This window comes from Kribbella sp. NPDC000426 (genome assembly GCF_040300265.1).
GTDB lineage: Bacteria > Actinomycetota > Actinomycetes > Propionibacteriales > Kribbellaceae > Kribbella.
Genome location: NZ_JBEPDK010000007.1, coordinates 279,903 through 303,862 on the forward strand (window position 1 = coordinate 279,903; position 23,960 = coordinate 303,862).

General features: G+C 68.2%; 22 protein-coding genes and 1 tRNA gene. 5 read left to right on the plus strand and 18 right to left on the minus strand.

Annotation, left to right across the window (positions count from 1 at the left end; genetic code table 11):
• Positions 1–26: 26 nt before the first annotated feature.
• Positions 27–103 (minus strand) — tRNA-Met (locus ABT313_RS32925).
• Positions 104–207: 104 nt separating this feature from the next.
• On the opposite strand from ABT313_RS32925, the gene ABT313_RS32930 reads away from it, so the two are divergent.
• Complete coding sequence (locus ABT313_RS32930; protein ID WP_350861860.1) at positions 208–1,173, plus strand: GNAT family N-acetyltransferase; 966 nt, start codon at positions 208–210, stop codon at positions 1,171–1,173.
• Positions 1,174–1,465: 292 nt separating this feature from the next.
• Positions 1,466–1,858, plus strand: coding sequence for a hypothetical protein (locus ABT313_RS32935; RefSeq protein ID WP_350861862.1), 393 nt, complete (start codon positions 1,466–1,468; stop codon positions 1,856–1,858).
• 87 nt (positions 1,859–1,945) lie between these two features.
• Here ABT313_RS32935 and ABT313_RS32940 read toward each other — a convergent pair whose 3' ends face one another.
• The 5 genes from ABT313_RS32940 to ABT313_RS32960 are packed head-to-tail and all read right to left on the minus strand — an operon-like array spanning position 1,946 to position 7,344.
• Positions 1,946–4,948 (minus strand): UPF0182 family membrane protein, encoded by a 3,003-nt coding sequence (locus ABT313_RS32940; protein ID WP_350861864.1) that lies wholly within the window; start codon positions 4,946–4,948, stop codon positions 1,946–1,948.
• Positions 4,945–5,559 (minus strand): PPA1309 family protein, encoded by a 615-nt coding sequence (locus ABT313_RS32945; RefSeq protein WP_350861866.1) that lies wholly within the window; start codon positions 5,557–5,559, stop codon positions 4,945–4,947. The genes ABT313_RS32940 and ABT313_RS32945 overlap by 4 nt, the downstream gene beginning before the upstream one ends.
• A gap of 46 nt (positions 5,560–5,605) precedes the next feature.
• Entirely contained in the window at positions 5,606–6,640 is a 1,035-nt protein-coding gene (locus tag ABT313_RS32950; RefSeq protein ID WP_350861868.1) for a YlbL family protein, read from the minus strand.
• On the minus strand, positions 6,637–6,888 hold the full coding sequence (locus ABT313_RS32955) for a hypothetical protein (protein ID WP_350861870.1): 252 nt from the start codon (positions 6,886–6,888) through the stop codon (positions 6,637–6,639). The genes ABT313_RS32950 and ABT313_RS32955 overlap by 4 nt, the downstream gene beginning before the upstream one ends.
• A 30-nt stretch (positions 6,889–6,918) precedes the next feature.
• Positions 6,919–7,344 (minus strand): molybdenum cofactor biosynthesis protein MoaE, encoded by a 426-nt coding sequence (locus ABT313_RS32960; RefSeq protein ID WP_350861872.1) that lies wholly within the window; start codon positions 7,342–7,344, stop codon positions 6,919–6,921.
• Between the two features lie 229 nt (positions 7,345–7,573).
• Between ABT313_RS32960 and ABT313_RS32965 the strand changes: the two genes are divergently transcribed.
• Entirely contained in the window at positions 7,574–8,947 is a 1,374-nt protein-coding gene (locus ABT313_RS32965) for a zinc-dependent metalloprotease (RefSeq protein ID WP_350861874.1), read from the plus strand.
• A gap of 30 nt (positions 8,948–8,977) precedes the next feature.
• On the plus strand, positions 8,978–9,523 hold the full coding sequence (locus tag ABT313_RS32970) for an NUDIX hydrolase (RefSeq protein ID WP_350861876.1): 546 nt from the start codon (positions 8,978–8,980) through the stop codon (positions 9,521–9,523).
• Positions 9,524–10,399: 876 nt separating this feature from the next.
• Here the strand turns inward: ABT313_RS32970 and ABT313_RS32975 are convergent.
• From ABT313_RS32975 to ABT313_RS33020, 10 genes are all read right to left on the minus strand, one after another.
• Positions 10,400–11,041: a LuxR C-terminal-related transcriptional regulator gene (locus ABT313_RS32975; RefSeq protein ID WP_350861878.1), complete on the minus strand. Its 642-nt coding sequence runs from the start codon at positions 11,039–11,041 to the stop codon at positions 10,400–10,402.
• Positions 11,042–11,139: 98 nt separating this feature from the next.
• A complete protein-coding gene (locus tag ABT313_RS32980; RefSeq protein ID WP_350861880.1) occupies positions 11,140–13,092 on the minus strand; it encodes a hypothetical protein in 1,953 nt (650 codons plus the stop codon).
• Complete coding sequence (locus tag ABT313_RS32985) at positions 13,089–13,715, minus strand: PulJ/GspJ family protein (protein WP_350861882.1); 627 nt, start codon at positions 13,713–13,715, stop codon at positions 13,089–13,091. The genes ABT313_RS32980 and ABT313_RS32985 overlap by 4 nt, the downstream gene beginning before the upstream one ends.
• A complete protein-coding gene (locus tag ABT313_RS32990) occupies positions 13,706–14,140 on the minus strand; it encodes a type IV pilus modification PilV family protein (RefSeq protein ID WP_350861884.1) in 435 nt (144 codons plus the stop codon). Before ABT313_RS32990 ends, ABT313_RS32985 begins: the two co-directional genes overlap by 10 nt.
• Positions 14,140–15,345, minus strand: a complete 1,206-nt coding sequence (locus ABT313_RS32995) for a type II secretion system F family protein (protein ID WP_350861886.1) — start codon at positions 15,343–15,345, stop codon at positions 14,140–14,142. The genes ABT313_RS32990 and ABT313_RS32995 overlap by 1 nt, the downstream gene beginning before the upstream one ends.
• Complete coding sequence (locus ABT313_RS33000) at positions 15,342–16,898, minus strand: GspE/PulE family protein (RefSeq protein WP_350861888.1); 1,557 nt, start codon at positions 16,896–16,898, stop codon at positions 15,342–15,344. Before ABT313_RS33000 ends, ABT313_RS32995 begins: the two co-directional genes overlap by 4 nt.
• A 53-nt stretch (positions 16,899–16,951) precedes the next feature.
• Positions 16,952–18,049: a type IV pilus twitching motility protein PilT gene (locus ABT313_RS33005; protein ID WP_350861890.1), complete on the minus strand. Its 1,098-nt coding sequence runs from the start codon at positions 18,047–18,049 to the stop codon at positions 16,952–16,954.
• Between the two features lie 96 nt (positions 18,050–18,145).
• Complete coding sequence (locus ABT313_RS33010) at positions 18,146–18,538, minus strand: type II secretion system protein (RefSeq protein WP_350861892.1); 393 nt, start codon at positions 18,536–18,538, stop codon at positions 18,146–18,148.
• A 242-nt stretch (positions 18,539–18,780) separates the two neighbouring features.
• Positions 18,781–19,440, minus strand: coding sequence for a DUF2064 domain-containing protein (locus ABT313_RS33015; protein ID WP_350861894.1), 660 nt, complete (start codon positions 19,438–19,440; stop codon positions 18,781–18,783).
• Positions 19,437–19,844 carry a winged helix-turn-helix transcriptional regulator gene (locus tag ABT313_RS33020; RefSeq protein WP_350861896.1) on the minus strand — a complete coding sequence of 136 codons (408 nt, stop codon included), beginning with the start codon at positions 19,842–19,844 and terminating at the stop codon, positions 19,437–19,439. Before ABT313_RS33020 ends, ABT313_RS33015 begins: the two co-directional genes overlap by 4 nt.
• A gap of 104 nt (positions 19,845–19,948) precedes the next feature.
• On the opposite strand from ABT313_RS33020, the gene ABT313_RS33025 reads away from it, so the two are divergent.
• Positions 19,949–20,875, plus strand: a complete 927-nt coding sequence (locus ABT313_RS33025; protein ID WP_350861898.1) for a zinc-binding dehydrogenase — start codon at positions 19,949–19,951, stop codon at positions 20,873–20,875.
• On the opposite strand, the gene ABT313_RS33030 is transcribed toward ABT313_RS33025, so the two are convergent.
• Both ABT313_RS33030 and ABT313_RS33035 read right to left on the minus strand, forming a co-directional pair.
• The gene (locus tag ABT313_RS33030) at positions 20,861–22,624 is read right to left on the minus strand and encodes a helix-turn-helix domain-containing protein (RefSeq protein WP_350861900.1); all 1,764 of its coding nucleotides are present in this window, start codon (positions 22,622–22,624) and stop codon (positions 20,861–20,863) included. The two genes, ABT313_RS33025 and ABT313_RS33030, sit on opposite strands and share 15 nt — an antisense overlap.
• Positions 22,625–22,628: 4 nt before the next feature.
• On the minus strand, positions 22,629–23,930 hold the full coding sequence (locus ABT313_RS33035; protein WP_350861902.1) for an MFS transporter: 1,302 nt from the start codon (positions 23,928–23,930) through the stop codon (positions 22,629–22,631).
• Between the last annotated feature and the right edge of the window lie 30 nt (positions 23,931–23,960).

Below are 23,960 nucleotides of genomic sequence, written 5' to 3' on the forward strand. Positions count from 1 at the left end.
CCGGACCTGATGGTCCGGGCCTTCTGTGGTAGCGGGGGCAGGATTTGAACCTGCGACCTCTGGGTTATGAGCCCAGCGAGCTACCGAGCTGCTCCACCCCGCGCCGTTGTGTCTTTAGTTTAGAGGATCTGGGCTGAGCAACCAAATCGGTTCCCGGTGTGCCGAAATCCCGTGTTCGTCGGCGGCGGATCGGCGTACCTTCCGAGTATGTCCCGAGACCTCATCCGCCCGTTCGAGGAGGCGGATCTGGCAGCCGCTGCCAGTCTGCTCGCCCAGCGGCACCGGGCGCATCGCAAGCGTCACCCTTTGCTTCCGGCGGACTACGAGGACGAGCGGCTTGCGCTGGTCGAGGTCACGGCGGCCTGGGAGACCGAGGGCGCGTCCGGCGCGGTCATGGTCGAAGGCGGCGAAATCACTGGCTACCTCCTCGCAGCCCCCAAGCCGTCGACGACCTGGGGGCCGAACATCTGGGTCGAGGCGGCCGGCCACGCCGTACGTGAGCCAGAGCACATTCGCGACCTGTACGGCGCTGCCGCCGCGAAGTGGGTGGAGGACGGCCGCATCGCGCACTACGTGCTGGTGCCCGACGAGGCCGAGCTGATCGACGCCTGGTTCCGTCTGGCCTTCGGCTCGCAGCACGCGCACGCCGTCCGCCCGGTGCCCGACGCTCCGTTGCCCCCGGCACGCGATCTCGTCGTACGTCGCGCAGCCCGCGCGGACATCCCCATACTCGCGGAGCTCGATCTCGTGCTGCCCCAGCATCAGGGCCTGTCGCCGGTGTTCTCGTCCGGAGGGATCCCGACGCTCGAGGAAGCCGTGGCGGACTGGGAGGAGTCGATCGAGGATCAGGACTACGCGACCTTCGTTGCCGAGTACAACGGTCAGGTCATCGGGTCCGCGATCGGTTGCTCGCTGGACAAGTCGAGCGCGCACAGCGGGCTGGCCAAGCCGGACAACGCCGGCTTCCTCGGGTTCGCAGCCGTCCTGCCGTCAGCACGCGGGCTCGGTGCCGGACGCGCGCTGGGCGAGAAGGTGCTTCAGTGGTCGGCCGACACCGGCTACACGTCGGTTGTGACCGACTGGCGGGTGACCAACCTGTTGTCGTCACGGACGTGGCCGCGGCTCGGGTTCCGGCAGACATTCCACCGGCTGCACCGGCTGATCGGTCACTGATTCCCGGTTGTCCACAGGATCGAATTCGCGTGTTCCGGCGCATGCCGATCGCTGCATCTTCTTGGGCGTAAGGCGTCTCGCAGCAGGCGAGGCGCCCCCTTCCCAGGAGGCAGTCATGTCGCGTTCATCGCTTCGTTCCCGAGTCGTGCCGTCCGCGCGTCGTATCGTGATCGGGAGCGCGGTCGTCCTGGCCTCACTCGGGCTTTCGGCGACCGTCCCTGCCTCAGCAACTCCGACGTACTCCCTGGCATCTCCATCGACCGAGCAGAGGGCTGGCACCTTGGACGGCTTCGTGATCGAGAACCTTCCCGACGGCGTCGGCACGCCGAGCGACTTCGAGTACGAGTGGGAGGACGTGTCCTTCCACAGCCGGGTCTGGGAGACCGGCCCCGATCCCGACGGGGCGTACAAGGTCGACCTCACCGTCAAGACCATCCGCGGCGAGAAGCTCACCGACCTCGAGGCCCTGCACGACTTCCTGGTCGAGTACGAGGAGAGGGAGCCGGGATCGTGGCAGCTGACCCCGGTCAAGGTCGGTGGGTACGACGGTCTGTTCTCCGGCGACGAGGTGTTCTACTTCATCGCGCCGGGTGTCGCGGCCGAGGTGACGATCGACCACGACCGCTTCACCGACGAGGACGTGCTCGACACCGCCGCCGGCTTCCACCCGGAGTCCACGACCTGATGCCCTAGGCAACGGACGGGTGGCAACGGAACGGGGCGGCGACCCCGACGTGTGTCGGTGTCGCCGCCCCGGGAAGTTCCCTGCGACTCAGCCTGACGGCGAAGTCGGCGGGCTGGTGGGTGTCGAAGCCGGTGTTGACGCCGGTGTCGACGGTGCCCCTGACGGCTTCGTGGTCGGCGTCGGCGTCGGGCTCGTGGTGGCTGCAGCAGCTGCCGCGGCCTTGTCGAGTGCCGTCTTCATCTGGTTGACGTTGGCCTGGTAGCCGGCGAGGTCACCCTTCTTGAGGGCATCCTGCGCTCGGTTGTACGCCGCCTGCGCATCGGCCAGCGCCTGCTTGACCGTTTGGTTCGGCTGGTTCGCCGGCGGCGTCTTGGTGCCAGGTGGCTGCTCACCCGTGTCGACGCTGGTGTTGAAGACCTTGGTCAGGGCCTCCTGCAGCGTGGAGCCGTAGGCGACCCGATCACCGAAGGACACCAGGACGTATCTCAGGACCGGATAGCTACCGGGCCCGCTCGTCCGCACCGAGTAGACCGGCTGGACATAGAGCAGACCACCGCCGAGCGGCAGCGTCAGCAGGTTGCCGTACTGCGCTCTGGCGCCGCTGCTCGGCTGGTTGATCGGAAGCAGCGCCTGTCTGATGCCTTCGTCGGTCTGGAACTTGTTGTAGACCTGCCCCGGCCCAGGGATCTGCAGGTTGCCGGGCAATCGCAGTATTCGGAACTTGCCGTAGTCCGGGGAGGTCGCCTCGGAATCGACGGCCATGAAGGCAGTGAGGTTCTCCCGTTCGGCGTTCGGCACGTAGACCGACGTCAACGAGAACTTCGGCTCGGTCTGATCGGGCATCCGCAACGAGAGATAGAACGGAGGCTGGCTGATATGCGTCGAGGAGTCGCCGCCGGACGAGACCGCGGTCGGGTCGTCCGGGACGCGCCACAGGTCGCTGTTCTGGTACCAGGTGCCCGCGTCGGTGACGTGGTACTTCGCCAGCAGATCGCGCTGGACCTTGAACATGTCCTCCGGGTAGCGCAGGTGCGACATCAGGGCCGGCGAGATCGCCGAGCGCGGCTTGACCGTGCCGGGGAAGGCCTTCATCCAGGTCTTGAGGACCGGGTCGCTCTCGTCCCATGCGTACAGCTCGACCGAGCCGTCGTAGGCGTTGACCACGGCCTTGACCGAGTTGCGGATGTAGTTGATCTTCTCGCTCGGCTGCTGCGCGATGGTCCCGCGACCGGTGGTGGTGTCCCGGGTGCTGACGTCCAGGGCGACCTTCTCGGAGTACGGATAGTTGTCCGACGTGGTGTAGCCGTCGACGATCCAGACCACCTGGCCGTCGACGATCGCCGGGTACGGGTCACCGTCCGGCGTCAGCCACGGTGCGGCCTTCTCGACCCGCTCGCGCGGGGTGCGGTCGTAGAGGATCTTCGAATCGGAGTTCACCCGGCTCGACAGCAGGATGTTCGCGTCCCGGAACTTGGTTGCGTAGAGCAACCGGTTGCCGAAGGACCCGATCGAGACGCCGCCCTTGCCGTGGTAGGTGTTCAGCGTCGGGTCGCCGCCGGTCTTACCTTCCGGGGTGTCGAGCTCGACCGGCTGACCGCCGTCCGGACCGCCGACGATCGAGTAGTCCGGGGACTGCTCGCCGAAGTAGATCCGCGGTTCGTAGTCACCCAGCTGACCGGTCGGCGGCAGGTCCTTCTCCGTCCAGACCGGCGTACCGTCCGCGGCCCGCTGGTTGCCGTTCGCGGCGACGACGCCGTATCCGTGCGTGTAAACGGTGTGGTCGTTGTTCCAGTTGCGCTGGCCGGCCGGAAGCCGGTCGACCTGGACCTCGCGGACCGCGATGACGGTGTCGTTGACCTTGTCGCCGATCTTGTAGCGGTCGACGTCCAGATCGGTCGGGAACGAGTAGAACCCGCGGACCTGCTGGAGCTGCTCGAAGGTCGGCCCGACCACGCTCGGGTCGATCAGCCGGATGCCGGGCAGCACCTCGGTGTCCTGCAGCAGTTCCGTCGGCGTCGCCGTCGTCTTGGCCTGGTAGTCCGTCACCTCGGTCCCCGCGAGGCCGTAGGCGTCACGGGTGGCCTCGATGTTCTTGGTGATGTACGGCCCTTCCTTCACCGGCTCGCTCGGCCGCACCCGCAACTGCTGGAGGGCAGCCGGCCAGAGAGCGCCGAGGAGGATCGCCGACAGGATCAGCACGACCGTGCCGACACCGGGCAGCAACCAGGTCCGACGGACCACGTTGGCGAAGAACAGACCGGCACACAGGACCGCTATGACGGCCAGGATCTCTTTGCTGGGCAGGATCGCGTTGTCACCGGTATAGGAGATACCGGTGAAGAGCCGACTATCCGAGGTTGTGAGACCGAAGCGGTCGAGCCAGTAGCTGAACGCCTTGAGCAGCACGAGCAGACCAAGCAGGACGGAGAACTGCACCTGCGCCGCGCCAGAGGCCTTCTGCCCCTTCGCGGACGGGCGGAAGCCGCCGTACAGGTAGTGCGTGATGATCGCGGCGACGAGCGACAGCAGAACGATCGAGTATCCGAAGCCGAGCAGGACGCGCAGCCACGGGTAGTCAAAGACGAAGAACGCGATGTCCTTGTTGAAGTGTTTGTCGGTGACACCGAAGGGGGTCCGGTTCTTCCATGCCAGGAAGACCTTCCACTCCCCCGACGCGGCCGAGCCGCCGAAGACCAGCATGAGGGTCGCCACCACGCCGACCGCGATCTTCCCGTGCTGCTGGAGCAGGTCGCCGTACCGCTCGAAGCCCGGGCTCGGCGAAGGCGCGAGCGCGACGCGGGGACGGGTGCGGAACGCGACGATGATGTTCGCGACGACGGCGCCGGCCATCAGCAGCCCGACGACCACGAACAGCAACACCCGGGTCCCGAGCACGGTGCTGAAGACCGAGCCGAGGTCGACCGAGCGGTACCAGAGCCGCTGGGTCCAGACATCGGTGAAGACGCTGAACAGGATCAGGAGGACGATCAGGGTCGCGATCGTCGGCAGCAAGGCCCGAGGACGTCCGCCTGTTCGCCGCGATCTGCGCGCCGGTGGCTCCTCCGGCATGTCGTAGACGCCGTCGCTCATCGTCGCTTCTCCTCGTCACTCATGCCGTCGACCCCGGAACCCTCGCCCGGCCGGCTGCCGACCGAAGGTTCGAATGTCAAAGACAGTACTTCGCACAACGTGGGGACCAAGTCGACGCCGGAAAGCACCGCGCTGTCCTCGTCGTGCTCACGGAGCCGGACGGCGCCGAAGCGCCCGCCGTCCCGGAGCACCGCTGCGACCATCCGGACCTCGTGCCGGCGCGGATCGCTGCCGGCCAGCTGTGCCAGTTGGGAGTCGGACTCGACGCTGGACAGACCGGCCTCGGCCGAGGCCGGGAGCACGATCCGCTCGATCGCCAGCGCGCAGCCGGCGACTCCGTCGGGCCATTCGATCCGGCCGAGCGCATCGGCCAGGTTGTCGTCCTCCAGACCGCCGGGAAGCTCACCCTGGGCGACCGGCGTGAGCGGCTGGGAGGCGTCGTCGGCGCCGAGCTGCGCGGCCAGCTGCGGTTCGGCCCGGAGCAGTTCCTCGGTCGGGACCAGCGCGAACAACTGCGCGGGCTGGTCCCAGCCCGCGCTGCTCACGTGCTTCTCGATCTCGATCACCGCGCGGTTGAGCGCGTCAGGAGGCAGCGTGCCTACGGATTCCATGCCGGCAGGTCTTCCCTTCGGGTCACCGGGACGTACGGGTCGCTCATCAGCTGCACGACGGAACATCTCCCTTGCCGCTGGCGACAGCCTGCAGCGCGCTGATCGCACCGGTCAGGGTGCTGATCTTCACCAGCCGGATGTCCTTCACGTCCGCGTGCAGTGCGGCTTCGCAGTTCGGCGCCGGGACCAGGAAGACCGTGGCGCCGTCGTTCTTGGCGCCGGCGATCTTCTGCTGGATGCCGCCGATCGCACCGACCTCGCCGAGCGCGTCGATCGTGCCCGTGCCGGCGACGTGCTTGCCGTCCAGCAGCGGGCCCGGGGTCAGCTTGTCGTAGATGGCCAGGGCGAACGCCGTACCGGCGCTCGGGCCACCGATGTCCTGGCCGAGGTTGACCGTGACCTTGACCTGCGATTCGACGCCGATCGTGATCCCGACCATCGGGCGGGTCGCGTCACCGGGCGTCGCGGCGGTCTTCAGCTCGACGGTCTGTTCCTCGGTGCCCCGACGGATCAGGAAGACGACGTTCTCGCCGACCTTGTGCCTGCGGACGAAGTCACCGACCTGCGGGACCTGGGTCACCGGCTGGCCGTCCACGGCCAGCACGATGTCGCCAGGCTTCAGCTTGCCCTGGGCCGGCGTCTTGTCCGCGACCGTCGCCACCTTCGTGTGGAACGGGACCTTTGCCGCCTGCAGCGCGGCCGCGACCGCGCTGTCCTGCGAGCCGGTCATCTCGGCGGTGTTCTGCTCCTGGACCTGGTCGGCGCTCTGGTCCGGCGGATAGATGATGTCGCGCGGGAACAGGTCGTGGTGCGGGTCGAGCCAGTTGCGCATCGCTTGCGGCAGGGTCAGCTGACGGTCCGGCGAGGTCACGGACACCGTGGTCAGGTCGAGCTGCCCGGTGGTCGGGAACGTCTCGTGCCCGGTGATCTCGATGACCGGCTTGTTCTTCGCCGATCCCAGCGTGTCCTTCACCGGACCGGGGCTGAACGAGACGAACGGCACCGGGAACGCGGTCACCAACCCGAGCGAGACGAGCAGCACGACGATCGAGGTGACCAATGTGGCGGTACGACGTGTCACGAACCCTGCCCTGCGATCTTGGTGGAGGCCTGCTGATGATTACGACGACCCAGGCCCCGGCGACGTTCCGGAGTGGCCCGTGGACCGGGCGCGGCGATCGCGGCGTTGAACCGCCGGAAGTCCTCGACCGAGGCGAAGGCGCCGCCGGACCGGGGCCGCTCACGGCTGCGCCAGCCGCGCCAGGCTGCCCAGCACATCGCCAGCAGCGTGGCGATCAGCGGGAACGCCAGCCACGCCAAAACCTTCATCCGGCCACCTTCATGCGCCCAGCGTACGGGTCAGTGAGCGCCGACCCACTCGCTGCCACCGTCGATGAAGTGCTGGTGTTTCCAAATCGGGACCTCGGCCTTGAGGTCGTCGATCAGCCGCCGGCACGCGGAGAAGGCGACATCCCGGTGCGATGCCGCCACCGCGACGATCACGGCCGCGTCACCGATCTTGAGGTCCCCGGTGCGGTGGATAGCGGCCAGCGCGGTCACCGCGGGGTCGTCGCAGATACGCTGCGCAACCTTTCGCAGGTGCTCCAGCGCGTCCGGATGCGCCTCGTAGGCCAGTTTGTCGACCGGCTTCTCGTGGTCGTGGTTGCGCACAGTGCCGATGAAGATCGCGGTCCCGCCCGCCGTCGGATCGGCGACAGCAGCCAGCACCTCGTCGCTGGACAACGGGCTCTCCCGTATGTCCAGCAGCCTGATCGCGTCGCTCATCCGTCCCTCATTCCCGCCGGTCCCCCGTGCTCACTCGCACACCATCCCATTCCCGATCGCACAATTCTCCCTCCCAGCTCCCTCTGTGCGTACATCACCTCCCCTTCTTACCGGCATTTCGGCGTACCGGGGGCTGCGGTGCGTGGTGTGCCGCGTACCCGGAGAGACTGTTGCCTTCCTCACCTACCGGCGAACACGAGCGGTGATGCGTTCGCCGGTGGAGGAACTGATGGACGGAACCAGTACGTTGGAGTTGTACGCCCCACCCGCACAGGAAGGCCCTCCGATGAGCGACGAACCGGACAACCCGGACAACCCGTTCAAGGGAACGCCGTTCGAGGCCATGTTCCAACAGTTCTCCGGTGCGGCCGGCACGGGCGGCGCCCCGGACCTGAACGCGATCTTCGCCCAGGTCCAGCAGTTGCTGAGCGGTTCGACCGACGGCAAGCCGGTGAACTGGGACCTGGCCAAGGACATCGCCCGCAAGACCGTCGCCACCGCAGGCGACCGGTCGATGACTTCTGCCGACGGCGATCGCGTCGCGGACGCGGTCCGGCTCGCCGAGCACTGGCTGGACGAGGCGACCACGCTGCCCGAGGTGTCTGCCACCTCCGCGGCCTGGAGCCGCGCCGAGTGGGTCGAGAACACGCTGCCGGTGTGGCAGACAGTGGTCGACCCGGTCGCCGAGCACGTCGCGGGTGCGATGGGCAACGCGCTGCCCGCCGAGGCGCAGCAGTTCGCAGGCCCGATGGCCGGGATGCTGCGGCAGCTGGGCGGCTCTGTGTTCGGGGCCCAGGTCGGCCAGGGGCTCGGGGAGCTCGCCAGCGAGGTTGTGAGCTCGTCCGACATCGGGCTGCCGCTCGGGCCGACCGGTCAGGCGATCCTGCTGCCCGACAACGTTGCAAAGTTCGCCGAAGGGCTCGGGCTGAGCGACGAGGATGTTCGGCTGTACCTGGCGCTGCGCGAGGTGGCGCACCAGCGGCTGTACGCGGGGGTGCCGTGGCTGCGGCAGCACCTGCTGGCAGCGGTCGCGGACTACGCGGCCGGTATCGAGGTCGACACCGGCAAGATCGAGCGCGCGATGGCCGACATCGACCCGCAGAACCCGGAGGCCATGCAGGAGGCGCTCGCGGGCGGCCTGTTCGAGCCCGAGGACTCCGAGCAGCAGAAGGCGGCGCTCGTTCGGCTCGAGACCACGCTCGCGCTGGTCGAGGGCTGGGTGGACGACGTCGTACGCGAGGCCACCAGGGACCGGATGCCGTCGGCGATCCAGCTCTCCGAGACGGTACGACGCCGTCGGGCGGCCGGCGGTCCGGCGGAGCAGACGTTCGCGACTCTGGTCGGTCTTCAGCTTCGACCGCGTCGGCTGCGCGACGCCGCCAACCTGTGGGCCGCCGTTCGCGATGCCCGCGGAGTCGACGGTCGCGACAACCTGTGGTCGCACCCTGACCTGATGCCGAGCACTTCCGACCTCGATGACCCGATCGGGTTCGCGCAGCACGCGGGCGAACTCTCCAACATCGACATCACCGACTTCCTGACCGACGAGGACAAGCCGACCGACTCCACCTCGGACGACGACGGCGACAACCCCGCCAAGTAGCCGTTCCCGGGTCGCGGGGAGACTTGCCGGGTGCTTCTTGCGAATGCGGTTGAGGTCCTGGAGAGCTGGAGTGCGCCCGACGCGGAGCAGGAGGAGCTGCGGGCGCATTACCTGCGACACCTCGCGACGCATCCTGACGGGATGTGGCGGAGCTGTCGGCCGGAGCATGTGACGTCGAGTGCGCTGGTGGTTGACGGTGCGGGCCAGAACACGCTGCTCACGTTGCACAAGACCGTCGGCCGTTGGCTTCAGCTAGGCGGCCATTGCGAGCCCAACGACACGACGCTGCCCGGTGCGGCGCTCCGCGAGGCGACCGAGGAGTCAGGCCTCACGGGTCTGACGATCGGTCCGGAGCCGCTGCAGCTTTCGCGGCATCTACTTCTCGGCGGCGGATGCGCCGGGGCGTACCACCTCGACGTGCAGTTCCTCGTCATCGCGACGGCCGGAACGGAGTACGTCGTCAGCGAGGAATCCCACGACCTCGCCTGGTTCCCGCTCGATGGGCTCCCCGCAGATACGGATCCGTCGGTGAAGCAACTAGCGGCCCGGGCACGGCAGCAGCTCTCGCGCACCTGACGGCTCACTCAGCACGGCCGGCCTCTACAGCTGTGGGCCGACCCGAACGGCCGGCCCACCTCCCCACAGCAGGACATCAACACTTCCCCAGCCCTGCGATCCCTCCCACCCCACAACCCCCGCCAGCACACCAATCCCGCACCCCGCCGGTCCTGCGACCCCTGTTCCCAGTGGGCACTGCGATCCCCAGTGGTGCTGCGTTCCCCCGTTGGTACTGCGTTCCCCGTTGGCACTGCGTTCCCCGTTTGGCACTGCGTCCGCGCTGGTACTACGTCCCCGTCCCCGTTGGCACTGCGATCCCCGTTAGTACTGCGGCCGTGCTGGCGTTTGGTACTGCGTCCCGCTGGCGTTGCCTTCCCGTTGGTACTGCGTTCCTCGTTACCACCGCGATGCCCGTTGGCACTGCGTTCCCCGTGTTGCGATCCCCGTTTGGTACTAGGTCCGCGCTGGTGCTGCGTCCCCGTTTGTGGTGCGGTCCCCGTTTGTGCTGGTCTCCCGTTGGCATCGCGCCCCGTTCGCGATGCCGACGGTGTGCTGGGTCGCTGCGATCCCCCGTGATCCCCCCGGATCTTCGCGTCCCCCGCGACCTGCGATTCCCCCGCTGGTTTCGCTGTTCCGCGGGATCCCCTCGACCCTGTGGATACAGCTGTTCCACGTGATGTGTCCTGCTGTGTTCATCCCCCGTGCGATCCCCGTCGTACTGCTGCATCCCGCTGCCTGGATGGCCGTATCCCCCCGGGTGCGGCCGGCAGTGGGCTGATGTCGGGTGCCGCCCCTGAACGGCATCGGCTATCAGCTGGACTTCCCCCGAAGTCCCCCGCCGCATGATGAAACGAGCCGCCGGCAAGAAGGTGACGGGTCAGACAGAAAGAAGTTTCACGACTTCGGCTCGATCAGGCCGCGTTGGAGTGCCGTCATGATCGCCTGCGCGCGGTTCGACACGTCGAGCTTCTCGTACAGGCGTTCGACATAGGTCTTCGCCGTGGACACGCTCACGGACAGCGCCACCGCGATCGCCCGGACCGACAGACCCTGCCCGAGGAGCTCAAGCACCTGCGCCTCACGCGGGCTCAGCAGCGTCTGCGCCGCCGGATGGTCGCGCCGAGCCATGGCCGGCCCGAGCCCGGTCGCCGTGAACGAGGTCGGCGCGACGGCAGCATGCCGAATCGCAGCCAGAATCTCGTCCGTGGGCGCCGTCCTGGCGACGAAAGCGGACACCCCCGACTCGAGGGCCTCGAACAGGACGCTGTCCTGCCCCTCCGGTGCCAGTACGACGATGCCGAGCTCGGCGTACCGGTTGCGGAGCTCCCGGGCGATCCGCAGACCGTCGTGGTCGGGCGGCGTCGCATCGAGTACGACGACGTTCGCGCGGGTCGACAGCACGATGCCGACTGCCTCGGCGCGCTGGCCGGTGTCTCCGACGATCTCCAGATCCGGTTCATGGTCCACCAGACCGGTCAGGCCGTAGCGGACCAAGGTGTGATCGTCGATGACGACGACCCTGACGAAATCATTCATGGCTCCCCCCGCGGACCAAACTACGCAGCGTGACGCAGTTGCGATAGAGACTGTCGTCTCTGCCGCCTGATGATCTGGTCGCACCAGACACAACCTCATCAGCCCGGCCGCCACCATCCGAGGACTGTCACCGCACGCCGTCCCGCGACGGGCGCGGACGGATTGGCGTCGACAAGCCCGATCCTGGCCTGCAGCGCAGGGCGGCCGCTGGGCGGGCAGATCAGGCCGCCGGGACAGATGTACGCCGTGAGCTGCACCCCGAAGGTGAAGGCGGGCGAATCATTGGGTACGTCGATCGCCACACCGGACAGCGTCCCGAGGGCAGTCAGGCGCAACGCGCGAACCACCGCCCCGGCGCCAACCACCGGCGCTCCCGGAGCGACGCTGAGGTCAAGCGCCGCGGCGGGCGTGTAGACCGTGCCCAAAACCGACACCCGACCCGAGACCATCGCGCAAGCGCTTGTACTACTGGGATACGGCCCCTCGACAACACATCCGCCCGCAGCGCGCAGAGCAGGCGGCGTGTAGCTGAGCTCCAGCCGCACCGCGTCGATGTCCTCGGTGTCACCCTTGACCGGCAGCCCAGCGGTGAGAGCCACGCTCGCTCCAGTAAACGTCCCCGCATAGATCGCCTGCGCGAGCGACCCCGTGCCGCTCGCGTCGAGCGGCACGGTCTCGGTCTGGTACGACGTACCGCCCGCGACACCGGCTACCGACGCGGTCAACGGCGTACCGGAGCCCACGTCTAGCGACACGTCCAGCTTGTCCGCCGACGTGATGTCGCTGTGCCGATGGGTGATCTTCAACGCCGCCGATCGCAGCACCGAGCCAGCAGGGATCGGACCAGGCGGAGCGAAGCCGTTGATCGTGACCGGAGCGGTGTCGTCGGCGACCGAGCTCTTCCAGGTGGCCGCGACGCCGTCGACCGCACCGAGGCGGGACGGCGTCGCGGTCAGCCCGAACTTGCTCACCAGCGAGACCGCGGTCGGCCTCAACGCGCTCGCCCCGGTCGAGTCGACCGGAGAATCGGCCCCGCTGGTGAGTCCTCGGAGGGCGATCGGCGGCTCCGTGGCGGAATAGCTGCCGCAGAGCTCGGCCTTGCCCGACTTCACGTCCAGACGGCTGTCGCCGCCGAAGATGAACTGCACCCCGGCGGTCGCGCCATCGAGCGGACTCGCACACGAACTGCCTGACAGCGTGCCGCCGACCAGGTTGCCGCCGTCGACCGTCCAGACGTTGTCGCCGCTGTCGAGCAAGGGATTCGACTCGTTGTGGAAGTCGAAGTAGTAGATGCCCGGCTTGAACCACCAGGTGCTCCCGTGGCACGGGCTGTCGCTCTTCATCATCGCGCTCAGCCCGACCGCGTCGTCGTAGTAGCCAGGCAGAAACGTGACGACCGAGCCCGGCGTCGTACACGCGGGTAAGGCGCGCAGGGCGGGCACGCTGCTCAGCGGGGACGGGTACGCCGGGTCGTCGCCGCCCGGGAGTTCGCCAAGGTTGCAGAGCGGGTTCCCCAGCAGGTCCCCGGAGCACCCGCCAAGGGCGGACAGCGCGCCGGCGCTCAACTTGCCGGCCGGCACGGTGACGGACGAGTGGGATACGACCTTGCCGTGGATCTGCAGGCTCGAGCCTGCCGGCTGGTCGACGGTGAGGCCGTCCTCGCCGGCGATCTGGCCCAGAGTGAGCAGCGCGTTGTCTGGGCGATTGCACTCGCTCGCGTCCTGGCAGTGCACCACCACCTGCTTCGGATCCGGCTTGCACGTCACCGTGGCGGAGTCGAGTCCGTTGAACAGAAGGAGCGACAGGGTGTCGGACAGTCCGAAGCACCGCTGGCCCGATTCCCCGTTGTACCCGCTGTTGCGCAGGTTGTTGATCGCAGCCTCCATCGCGCCATCAGCTGCGTACGACGCCTCGGTCTGATCCCGGAGACTCGCAGACACCCGTTCCGCGGAGTCGGTCCGGGACAGGAGGGCCGAGAGCGCCAGTCCGATCACCGTGATGACCACGAGGACCAGCAGCAGGGAGGACCCGCGTTCGTCCCGGCGCCTCACGACTGTCTCCGCAGACCGCTGAGCGCGACCTCGTAGTCGCCGGTGGACGGCCTCGACATCACCAGTCGCAAGGTGATGGACGATGGAAGCGAGGCAGAGTCACACGCAGTCGAGCAGGTGACGGTCACGCTGCCCGGCTTCACATTCGACGCAAGCCGTAGATCAGACGAAGGCGTAGTACTCGGACCCAGGCAGCGCGCCCGATGCAGCTCCCCGGCGTCGTTCACGTAGTACGCCACGACCGCCGTACGCCGGACTGCCGGCGTGACCGACGTGTCCCAGTAATCCGACAGCAGCCGGACCGCGGCGGCCGGCAAGGGACCACAGACGACACCACCGGCAGAGTCCGCGGCGTCGAGCTGCACCGATGGTGAGAACGGCAGCGATCCGTCCACGGCGACGGCTCCGTAGTCGCGCAGACCCACCGCGGCGACGTCGCGGGCGAAGTACGTCGCACCGAGCTGGGCATCTTGCGCCATGTCCAGCCGGTCCGACGTCGCACTCATCTGGTGCAGCGCGTTGACGACCAGATCAGCCAGCCCGACCGTGACGACCCCCATCAGGGTCATGGTGATCAGCAGCTCGATCAGCGTGAAGCCTTGCTCGGTACGTCTCAGCCGCACGGCGGATCCCCGAGCCGACAGGGCTTCCGCAGTACGACGTCCAGCGTCTCCGCCGCACGCCCGTCCGTACTCGCCACCGACACCCGCAACCGCTGCAGTCCGCGATCCGGCAGGCAGAGGGGCAACCACAGCGCACCGGTCCAGTACTGCACCGACCCGCTCACCACGCGAGCTGTGAACCCAGGCGGCGCAGTGAAGCCCGGTACGACGTACGTCGAGGCACACGCGACGTAGTGGCCATCGGCGACGTACTGCTGCAGCGCCTCGGCGTAGTTGCGGACCGTCGTCACCGCGGTCGCCTGTTTGCGCTGGGTGTCCGACATCAGCACCGTCGTCGTCAGACCCGCCATTACTGCGACGACCGCGACACCCATCAGGGCGATCGCGACCACCAGTTCCAGCAGGCTCTCACCGCGTTCGCGCATCAGCCCTGCACCTGCCGGAAGATCCCGTACATCGCGGACACCAGCGCGATCGCCACGAAGCCGACCACACCGCCCATCAGCACGATCACGGCCGGCTCGAACAGGCCGATCAGCTTCTTCAGCTTGTAGTCCAGCTCGCCCTCGTAGTACTGCGCAGTGACCTCCAGCTGGGCGTCCATCGTCCCGGTGTCCTCGCCGACCCGGATCATCTGGGCCGCCGTGGCCGGGAACAGCTTGGTGGCCGCGAGCGGCCGGGCCAGCCCCTCGCCCTGCAGCATCGCCTCCATCACACCCCCGAGCGACCGGCGATAGACGCGGTTCGGCAGCGAGCCGGTCGCGACACGTAGCGCCTGGGGCAGCTGGACGCCCGCGCTGACCATCGAGGACAGGATCCGGCAGAACCGCTCGACCAGCGCGAACTGGATGGTCGGGCCGATCACCGGAACCGCGAGGACCAGGCGGTCCCGCAGATACCGCCCGGGCGTCGTGCTCAGCACGTAGACGAGCAGCAGGATCAGCGCGCCGAGACCGATCATCAACGCCCACCACCAGCCGGTGAGGAAGTTCGTGATCGCGAGCAGGATCCGCGTCGGCAACGGCAACCGTGCGCCCAGGCTGTCGAAGAACGCCTGGAACCGCGGCAGCACGAAACCGGCGAGGACGACGAGCGTCACCACCGACATCGCCGCAACGACCGCCGGATAGATGGTGGCTTGCTTGATCCGCCGCCGGGCTTCGAGATCGCGTTCCAGGTAGCGGGCGAGCTGGCCGAGCGCGGTGTCGAGACGGCCGCTGAGCTCGGCCGAGCGGAGGATGCCACGGTAGAACTCGGGGAAGATCCGCGGATGCCGGTCGAAGCAGTCCGACAGCCGCTCGCCGTCGCGGAGTCCGTCCTCGACCTCCAGCATCATCCGGCGGACCGACGAGTTTTCCGCCTCGCGCCCCAGACTGTGCACGGACTCGGTCAGGGGCAGCCCTGCCCCCACGAACGCACCGAGCTGGCGGGTCAGGTGCATCACCTCTTCCCGCTTCACCCGTCGCGCGGTGATCTCCAGCTGGAGCAGGCCCGGCTTCTCAGACAACCTGATGTTCCGCAGCTCCCGCTCGTACAGCGCCAGCTCTGCTTCCTCGCGGCTCTCGGCCCGCGTCGTACCGCGCTTGGTACTCCCGTCGGGCTTGGCCGCGACGTACGCATATCTCGTCATCGCATCCCCACCGTGTAGATCGACCGGACCACCTCGGCGACCGTGGTGACCCCTGTCTGCGCAAGCCGGGCGCCCTCCTCGTGCAGCGTCCGCATGCCCTCGTAACAGGCGACCTTGCGGATCTCGGCCAGCGGTGCGCGGTCGACGATCAGCTCCCGGATCGGATCGGTCACCGGCAGCAGTTCGTACACGCCGGTCCGTTCCAGATAGCCGGTGTGCGCGCAGAAGTTGCACCCCGCACCGCGGATCAGACCCCCGACCGGGACCTCGGCGCCGGTACTGCGCAGGAACGCCAGCTCCGCGGCCGGAGGCTCGTAGTACTCGCGGCAGTTCTCGCAGACCTTGCGGATCAGCCGCTGTGAGATCACCGCGCTCACCGACGAGGCGACGAGGAAGTTCTCGATTCCCATGTCCAGCAGGCGATGCAGAGCCGTCGCGGTGTCGGTGGCGTGCACCGACGACAGGACCAGGTGCCCGGTGAGTGCGGACTGTACGGCGATGCGCGCGGTCTCCGCATCCCGGATCTCCCCGACCAGGATGACGTCGGGGTCCTGCCGCAGGATCGATCGCAGCCCGGTCGCGAACGTGATCCCGGCCGCCTCGTTGATCTGGATCTGGTTGATCGAGGCGTAGCTGTACTCGACCGGGTCCTCGATCGTCATGATGTTGCGCTCCGGGCTGTCGATCTCGCCGAGCGACCCGTACAGCGTCGTGGTCTTACCGCTCCCGGTCGGGCCCGCGCAGATCACCATCCCGTACGGCGTCCGCAGCAACGCCGAGTACCGCTCCGCCAGCTCGGGCGGCATCCCGAGCTGCTCGAGCCGGAACAGCGGCCGGCTCTTGTCGAGAAGCCGCAGGACGACCTTCTCGCCGCCGACGACCGCTGCGGTCGACACCCGGATGTCGACGTCGCGGCCCTCGACCTGCATCCGGATCTGGCCGTCCTGGGCGCGTCGCCGCTCGACGATGTTCAAGTCGGCGAGCACCTTGATCCGGCTGGCCACCGCCGGTCCGATCGCCCCCGGCAGGTCGAGCTGGTCGCGCAGCGCTCCGTCCACCCGGAACCGCACCCGGACCCGGTCGTCGTGCGGCTCGATGTGGATGTCGGAGGCCCGGTCGCGCAGGCCCTGGGTGATGATCAGCTGGACCACCTGGACGACCGGCGCGTCCTCGTTCACCACAAGCTCGTCGGGCTCGTGCGACGTACCGCGCGCCTGGAACTGCTTGAGCGGCTCGTCGATCCCGGCCAGTGCACGGAAGCTGTTGTCGATCGCTCGAACGATGTCGGGAGCCGCCGCGAGGGCGAGCCGCACCGGGCGGCCGAGCGCGTCCTGGACCTGCAGACCCAGCGCCGGGTCCGCGAGTACGACGAGCACCTCGCCCTCGCGGATAGCCAACGGCAGGGCGGTCAGCTGGCGGGCGGTCTGCTCGTCGATCAAGGCCGTCGCACCGGGCTCCGGCGTGACGGTCCACAGATCGACCAGCGGGATACCGTGCCGCTCCGCGAGCAGTGTGGCCCGCCGACGCTCAGCGGGTAGATCGGCGGGCTGCATCGGGCCGGACGGAGGTGTGGAAGGCGGCTGTTTGGCTTGGCCGCGGTGCCTCATCACGCCTGCACCGTCCCGGCACGGAGCCTCGGCCGGAGCTCGATCTCGTTCGGGTGGGAACTGCGGGAGTAGGCGTCCTCCGGCCGGATCTCGCCGGTGACGATCAGCTCCGAGAGGGACTGCTCGAGCGTGATCATGCCTTCGCGCCGGCCGGTGACGAGCGCGTTGCGCAACTGGTGCGTCTTGCCTTCCTTGATCAGGTTGCGGATCCCGGCGTTCGCGACCATCACCTCGAACGCCGCCACCAGTCCGCCGCCGATCCGCGGGATCAGCCGCTGATGTACGACGCCGCTGAGCGCCGCTGCCAGCTGAACCCGTACCTGCGACTGCTGCTCGGGCGGGAACACGTCGATGATCCGGGCCAGCGACTGGGCCGTGTCGTTGGTGTGCAGGGTCGCGAAGACGAGGTGACCGGTCTCGGCGATGGTCAGCGCGAACCGGATCGACTCCAGGTCGCGCATCTCACCGACCAGCAGTACGTCGGGGTCCTCTCGCAGCGCGGCCCGCAAGGCATCCGGGAACGACGCGGTGTCGCTGCCGACCTCGCGCTGGTTCACCGCGGACCGACGATGTTCGTGCACGTACTCGATCGGGTCCTCGATCGTGATGATGTGGCAGGCCCGATCGGTGTTGATCTGGTGGATGACCGAGGCCAGCGTGGTCGACTTGCCCGACCCGGTCGGCCCGGTGACCATGACCAGGCCCTGATGCAGCCGGGCGAACGTTTCGACCACCGGCGGCAGCCCCAGCTCCGACATCGTCGGGATGCTGCGCGGGATGACGCGGAGCGCGAGTGCGGTGTCGCCGCGCTGGGTGAAGGCGTTCGCGCGGATCCGGGCGTTGTCCCGCCAGGAGAACGAGAAGTCGTGCTCGTACGTCGTCTGCCAGACGTTCGAGCGGTGTGGGTTGAGGATCTCCGCGAGCATCGCGTCGGTGTCCCGCCGGGTCAGCGGGTCCTGGTCCGCGGCCGGTCGCAGAACACCGTGGACGCGCAACTGCGGCGCCATTCCGACCGTGAGGAGCAGGTCGGTACCGCCGGCGTTCCAGAGTTCTTCGAGCAACAGATCTACCCGGCTGCCAGGCACGGGAATTCTCATGACGTCCCTTCGGCATGATCGTCTGACCGGAAACGACGCGCTGCGGACGGGCCGGGCCTCCTCCGACCGGTCCGTCCTGACAGCACGGGGGTGGCGTCAGGTGCAGGCGCCGGACGCGGTGACCAGGCCGTTCACGCCGAGGGTGATGGTGTAGCCGTCGCCGACCGGGCGACTGCGCAGCAGCTGGTTGGTTCCGACGGTGAGCTCCAGCCAGCCGGGATCACCGGCCGGCGGGTAGGCGCCGTTCTTCGCGTAGTACGCCTCGACGGCGACCTCGACGCTCTTCTTGTCGGTCTTGCAGGCGGCCGCGTTGCCGCGGTCCTGGATGCCGGAGACCGCGAACACGACGACCCCGGACAGCACGCCCAGGATGACGATCACGACGAGCAGTTCGATCAGGGTGAAGCCGGACTGGTTCCTGGTGCGGGTCTTCTGGTTGCGGGCACGGCGGACTGTTCGGGCAACGAAGGCCCGAAGCGGGTAGTTCATGCTGCTTTCCTTTACAGATGCTCCGGCAAGCGACGGAGACGGGGTCGTCCAGGCGCGGCAGCCGCGAACGAAGACTCAGCTCGACCCCTGTAAATCCAGCCGGATCCGCCTCACACATCCCCCCGGATGATGCTTGCTGCCGCGTCAAAGACTCGCCTCTGCAAGCCCCGCGTCACAGCGGGTGAACGCCCGACGTCCCTGGCCAGCCGACCGACAGCTGTCGGTCGTTCGACCGACATGCCTCAGGCACGGCGCAACAGCGACCGGGTCGCGTCCCAGCCCTCCAGACCGGGATCCAGCCGCGCTATGTCAGCCGCCGACCGCAGCCGGTGCCAGCCGGGACCGATCGCGACGGCGTGCCGGCGCGGCTTGAGGGCCTCCAGGACCGACAGCTCCGTGTCGAACGTCGGCGCGACCTCGGCAACCCAGTCGGCAATCGGCGTCTTCGTCCCGATGGCAGCGAGCGTGCCGTCCTCGGCCGGTGTGACAGCGATGTCGGCAGTGCTGAGGGCGCGGAAGAGCTTGCCGATGAGCAGGCCGGGCAGGTCCGGTACGTCGTGCGACACCGCGACAACCGCAGCGGCCGGACCGGCGAGCTCCACCGCGTGCAGGACTGGGCGATCGGGATCCACGGCGTACGTCGTTGTGCCCGGCCACGTCAGCGCACTGACCTCGGCGACCGCCTCCTCGTCTCCACCGGCCACCGCGACCGCTACCTCCACGCGATCCAGAGCAGCGAGTACTTCGTAGGTGTCCTCGGCCAACGCCAGCCGCCACGCGTCGGCATCCCGGCCCGGCGGAGCCCAGGTCCCAATAGCGGGCACCACAACAACCACAACGCGCCGGTCGGCGACAGCTGCGCCGGGGCCGGGAGAATCCGCGCGGGGGTCGTCGGCGGTCATGCTGTGGTGCTTACGTTGTCGTAGGTGTCGCGCGCTGTGTTGACCTGGGGCATGTGGGTTTCCGCCCAGGTCTTGATGGAGGCGATCAGAGGCATCAGCGTGCCACCGAGGGGTGTGAGTTCGTAGTCGACGCGGACCGGGACCGATGGGGTGACGGAGCGGGTGAGCAGGCCGTCGCGTTCGAGGGAGCGGAGGGTCTGGGTCAGCATCTTCTGGCTGACGCCGGCGATGCGGCGCGACAGGTCGGAGTACCGCTGGGGGCCGTCGGCGAGCGCGGTGAGGATGAGCGTCACCCACTTGTCGCTGATGCGGTCGAGGAGTTGCCGGGCCGGGCAGGTCGCCAGAAACGCGTCGTACTCACGAGCCGCCTCTTGGCGGAGCTGGGCGGCGGTGCGGGTGGGCATGGCTCTCCTCCTCGTACGGTAGGCACCCTGAAGTGCGTACTTCCCGATAGAGAGTAGCTCTCCCACAGTGGGTGTCGAACCCGATCCACAAGGAGAGAAACGATATGCGCGCACTTGTCGCCCGCCGGCTCGACGGGCCGGATGCGATCGAGCTGATCGAGACCGCCGTACCCGAGCCGGCTGAGGGCCAGCTCCGGATCAAGGTCGCCGCTGCCGCGGTCAACGCGGTGGACCTGGCAGTCAGCACAGGTGTTCTGGTGGAGTTCGGACTGACCGCCGCCCGCGAGCAGTTCGGTCTCGGCTGGGACGTCGCCGGCACCGTGGACGCCGTGGGTCCCAACACCCAGGCTCCAGCGCAGACCGTCGTCGGAGTGGCGGATCTGTTGGGCCGAGCCCTCAAGACGCACGCGGAGTACGTCGTGCTTGACGCGGACGCAGTGGTGCGAGCACCGGAAGGTGTCGACCTGGCCAACGCCTCGACGTTCGGCCTCAACGGCCTGACCGCGCTGCAGGCCGTCAACGCACTGCAGGGACAGACAGTGCTTGTCACCGGAGCAGCAGGAGGCGTCGGCGGGTACGCCGTTGAGCTGGCCAAGCACCGTGGTCTCACAGTGCTCGCCAGCGCCGGCGTACAAGACAAACAGCTGGTAGAAGACCTGGGCGCGGACCACTTCATCGACCGCAGCGACGACCTGGCTGCAGCGGTACGGCGGATCGTGCCCGCCGGTGTGGACGGCGTGATCGACGCGGCCGTGGTCGGAATCGCAGCACAAGAGGCAGTACGCAACGGCGGCCGCCATGTGCACCTACAAGGAGGTCCACGCCCGCCGCACCTGCGGGGCATCACCGTCGAGCAGATGTTCATCCACGTGAACCGCCCGGACCTGGAAGAACTCGTCTGGCTGGTCGAGACCGGCGCCCTCTCGACACGGGTCGCCGACACCTACCGCCTTCACGACGCCGCTATCGCCTACAAGCGCGTCGCTGCAGGAGGTGTTCGCGGCCGGGTCGTCCTGCTACCCGAGGGCTGAGTGAAGGCGCAGCGCCACCTGGATGTCGAGCGAGCGGTCCGGGGCCAGCCAGCCCTCACCGAGCAGCGCGGTCACGCGGTCCAGTCGTTGCTGGACGGTGTTGGGGTGGATGTGCAAGGAGGTGGCCGCACGAGTGGGGCTCTGGCCGGCAGCGAAGTACGCCTGGAGGGTGCCGATCAGGTCGGTACCACGCTGGGTGTCGTAGTCGATGACCTTGCCGAGCACGTGATTCACATGGCCCCGGACGTCTACATCGGACGCACCGACCAGACCGGCAACGCCTAGGTCGTCAGGTGTCGCCGACTCGCTCACGCGGCCCAGCCGCAGCATGGTCGCAGCCAGCCGTGCGGCCTGGCGGTGGGCTTCGACCAGAGGCTCACCCCAGGCCGCAGGACCTGTCACGGCGATCGTCACACCACCACGCTTCGCCACGTCGGCCAGCTCGCGTGCCGCACCACCAGGCGTCGTACGGGCGAACAGGAGCACCAGGTCCCCGCCGTACGGACCCGACAGCACCAGTCTGTCTTCCAGAGGTGCGGAGAGTCGCGCGCGTACGGCGGTGTGGTCGCCGCGGCAGACTGCGACGACGAGGCGGTCGTGGCGATGGTTCGGTGCGAGCAGCCGGAACCGATCGGTCAGGGTGCGTGGATCGGCGCTCCCACTCAGTACGTCGGCCAGCAGATCGGCCTGTGCGCGTTGGGACTGCTCAGCGGACTGCCGGCGGAAGAGCAGGACCAGCGCGGTGACAACAGCAGCCCGTTCGACGATGCGGCGGTCTGCGCCGGACAGGTCGTCAGCGCCTCCGATCACGAGAGCACCAAGGCGTTCGCCCTTCGCGGTCGCCGCGACGACCCAGCAGTCACCGATGCGGGTCAGGCGACCGGACTCGGACTCCTGCCAGGGCACCGATTCGGGAACCGCTCCGGCGACGGCAAGTTCGTTGCCAGCAGCATCGACCAGTGCGACCCACACATCGAGCAACTCGGCCAGTGCGGCGGCGATGGCGTCCACATCTCCGCCGGACAACACGATGTCGGCGAACCTGTCATGTGCGGCTGCAGCGTGTTCGACACCGGCATGAGCGGCAGACAGCTGGTCCAGCGCAGCAGCTGTCTCCGCGGCCGCCCGTACCTGGACGAGCGTCACCGCGGCCAGCGTGGCGAGCGAACCGAGCAGCGACACCTCGTCGCGACTGAAAGGCCTCGCTGTCCGGTTGGACGCAAACAGCACGCCTACGAATGCGCCGTCGACGATGAGCGGCGTACCGCAGATCGCCACGAGCCCCTCCTCGCCGACCGCATCGTCGATCGGCATGGTGTGGCGGAAGCGCCGGTCCGACGGGTAGTCCGCGGTCCAGTACGGCTTGTAGGTCTCCGCGACCAGTCCGCCGAGTCCAGCGCCCAGCGGCAGTCGCAGTTGCTGGAAGGCCGCCGACACGGACCCGTCCGTGGCCCGCATGTACGTGTCGCCGCGCGTCTCGTCGTACAGCGTCAGGTAGGCGACGTCCGTGCCGATCAGCGTGCGAGCGCGGTGGACGATCGTGTCGAGTACGCCGCCCGGGTCGCGCGCCGACGCCAACTCGCGGGCCACGTCGACCAGCGCGGACAGCTCGGCCTCACGCTTCTTGCTGGCGTCCATACCGGCCCGGATCCGCAGGGCGAGGTCGCGTGCCACCGCGTCCTCGCCCGCAGCCCGGGACAGCTCGCTCCCGGGCGCGTCCTCGGCCAGCAGCCGCAGAAGCTCCTCCATGGCTCTACAGACTAGTGAGATCCCGCCGGTGCGTTTCAGAGTACGACGTCACTGCGATCACGGAGATCACTGCACACGCTGCGACGTACACGGCGATCGCATAGCCCGAGTCGTACGCCTTCAGCAGCGCCACCGCGATGAACGGCGCCAGACCGCCCGCGATGATCGACGCGAGCTGGTAGCCGACCGAGACACCGGAGTACCGCACCCGTGTCCCGAACAGCTCGGTGAAGAACGACGCCTGCGGTCCATACATCGCACCGTGCAGGATCAGCCCGACAGTCACGGCCAGCGTCGCCAGTGCGAAGTTGCGCGTGTCGATGAGCGCAATGAAGACGAATACCCAGATACCCACGCCGACAGCACCGATCAGATAGACCGGCCGGCGACCGATGCGGTCCGACAGTGCACCCCACGCCGGGATGGCGAAGAAGTGGATGGCCGCACCGATCAGTACCGCGTTCAGTGCGAACGACTTTCCCATCCCCAGCTGCTCCTTCGCGTACGTCGCGATGACGATCGTGAAGATGTAGTAGCTGACGTTCTCCGCCATCCGCGCACCCATCGCGGTCAGCACCTCACGTGGGTACCTCGTGATCACCTCGAGCAGCGGCAGCTTGTCCGCCGGCTCCTGCTTGGCCCGAGCCTCCTGGAAGACGGGCGACTCCTCGATCCGCAGTCGGACCCACAGACCGACCAGCACGAGTACTGCGGACAGCAGGAACGGGATGCGCCAGCCCCACGAGTTGAAGTCAGCGTCCGACTGGAACGCGGCCAGCCCCGCGAGTACGCCGTTCGCAATCAGCTGCCCCGCCGGCGCACCTGCCTGCGGCCATGACGCCCAGAAGCCACGCCTAGCGGGGTCACCATGCTCGGACACGATCAGTACGGCGCCACCCCACTCGCCGCCGAGCGCGAAGCCCTGGATGAGCCGCAGTACGGTCAGCAGGATCGGTGCGAGCGCTCCAACCTGCGCGTACGTCGGCAGCAGGCCGATGGCGAAGGTAGCGAGTCCCATCATCAACAGCGACAGCACAAGCAGTTGCTTGCGGCCCAGCCTGTCACCGAAGTGCCCGAACACCACGCCGCCGATCGGCCGCGCGAAGAAGCCCACTGCGAACGTGGCGAAGCTCAGCAACGTCCCGCTGAGCTCCGCCCCCTTCGGGAAGAACAGGTCGCCGAACACCACCGATGCGGCGACACCGTAGAGGAAGAAGTCGTACCACTCGACCGTCGTACCGACGAGACTCGCGCCCACCACCCGGACGATCGACGTACGGGTGCGGACCGGTTCTGTAGCTGTCATGGGCGGGCTCCTGAATTAGTGGCGGGCTAG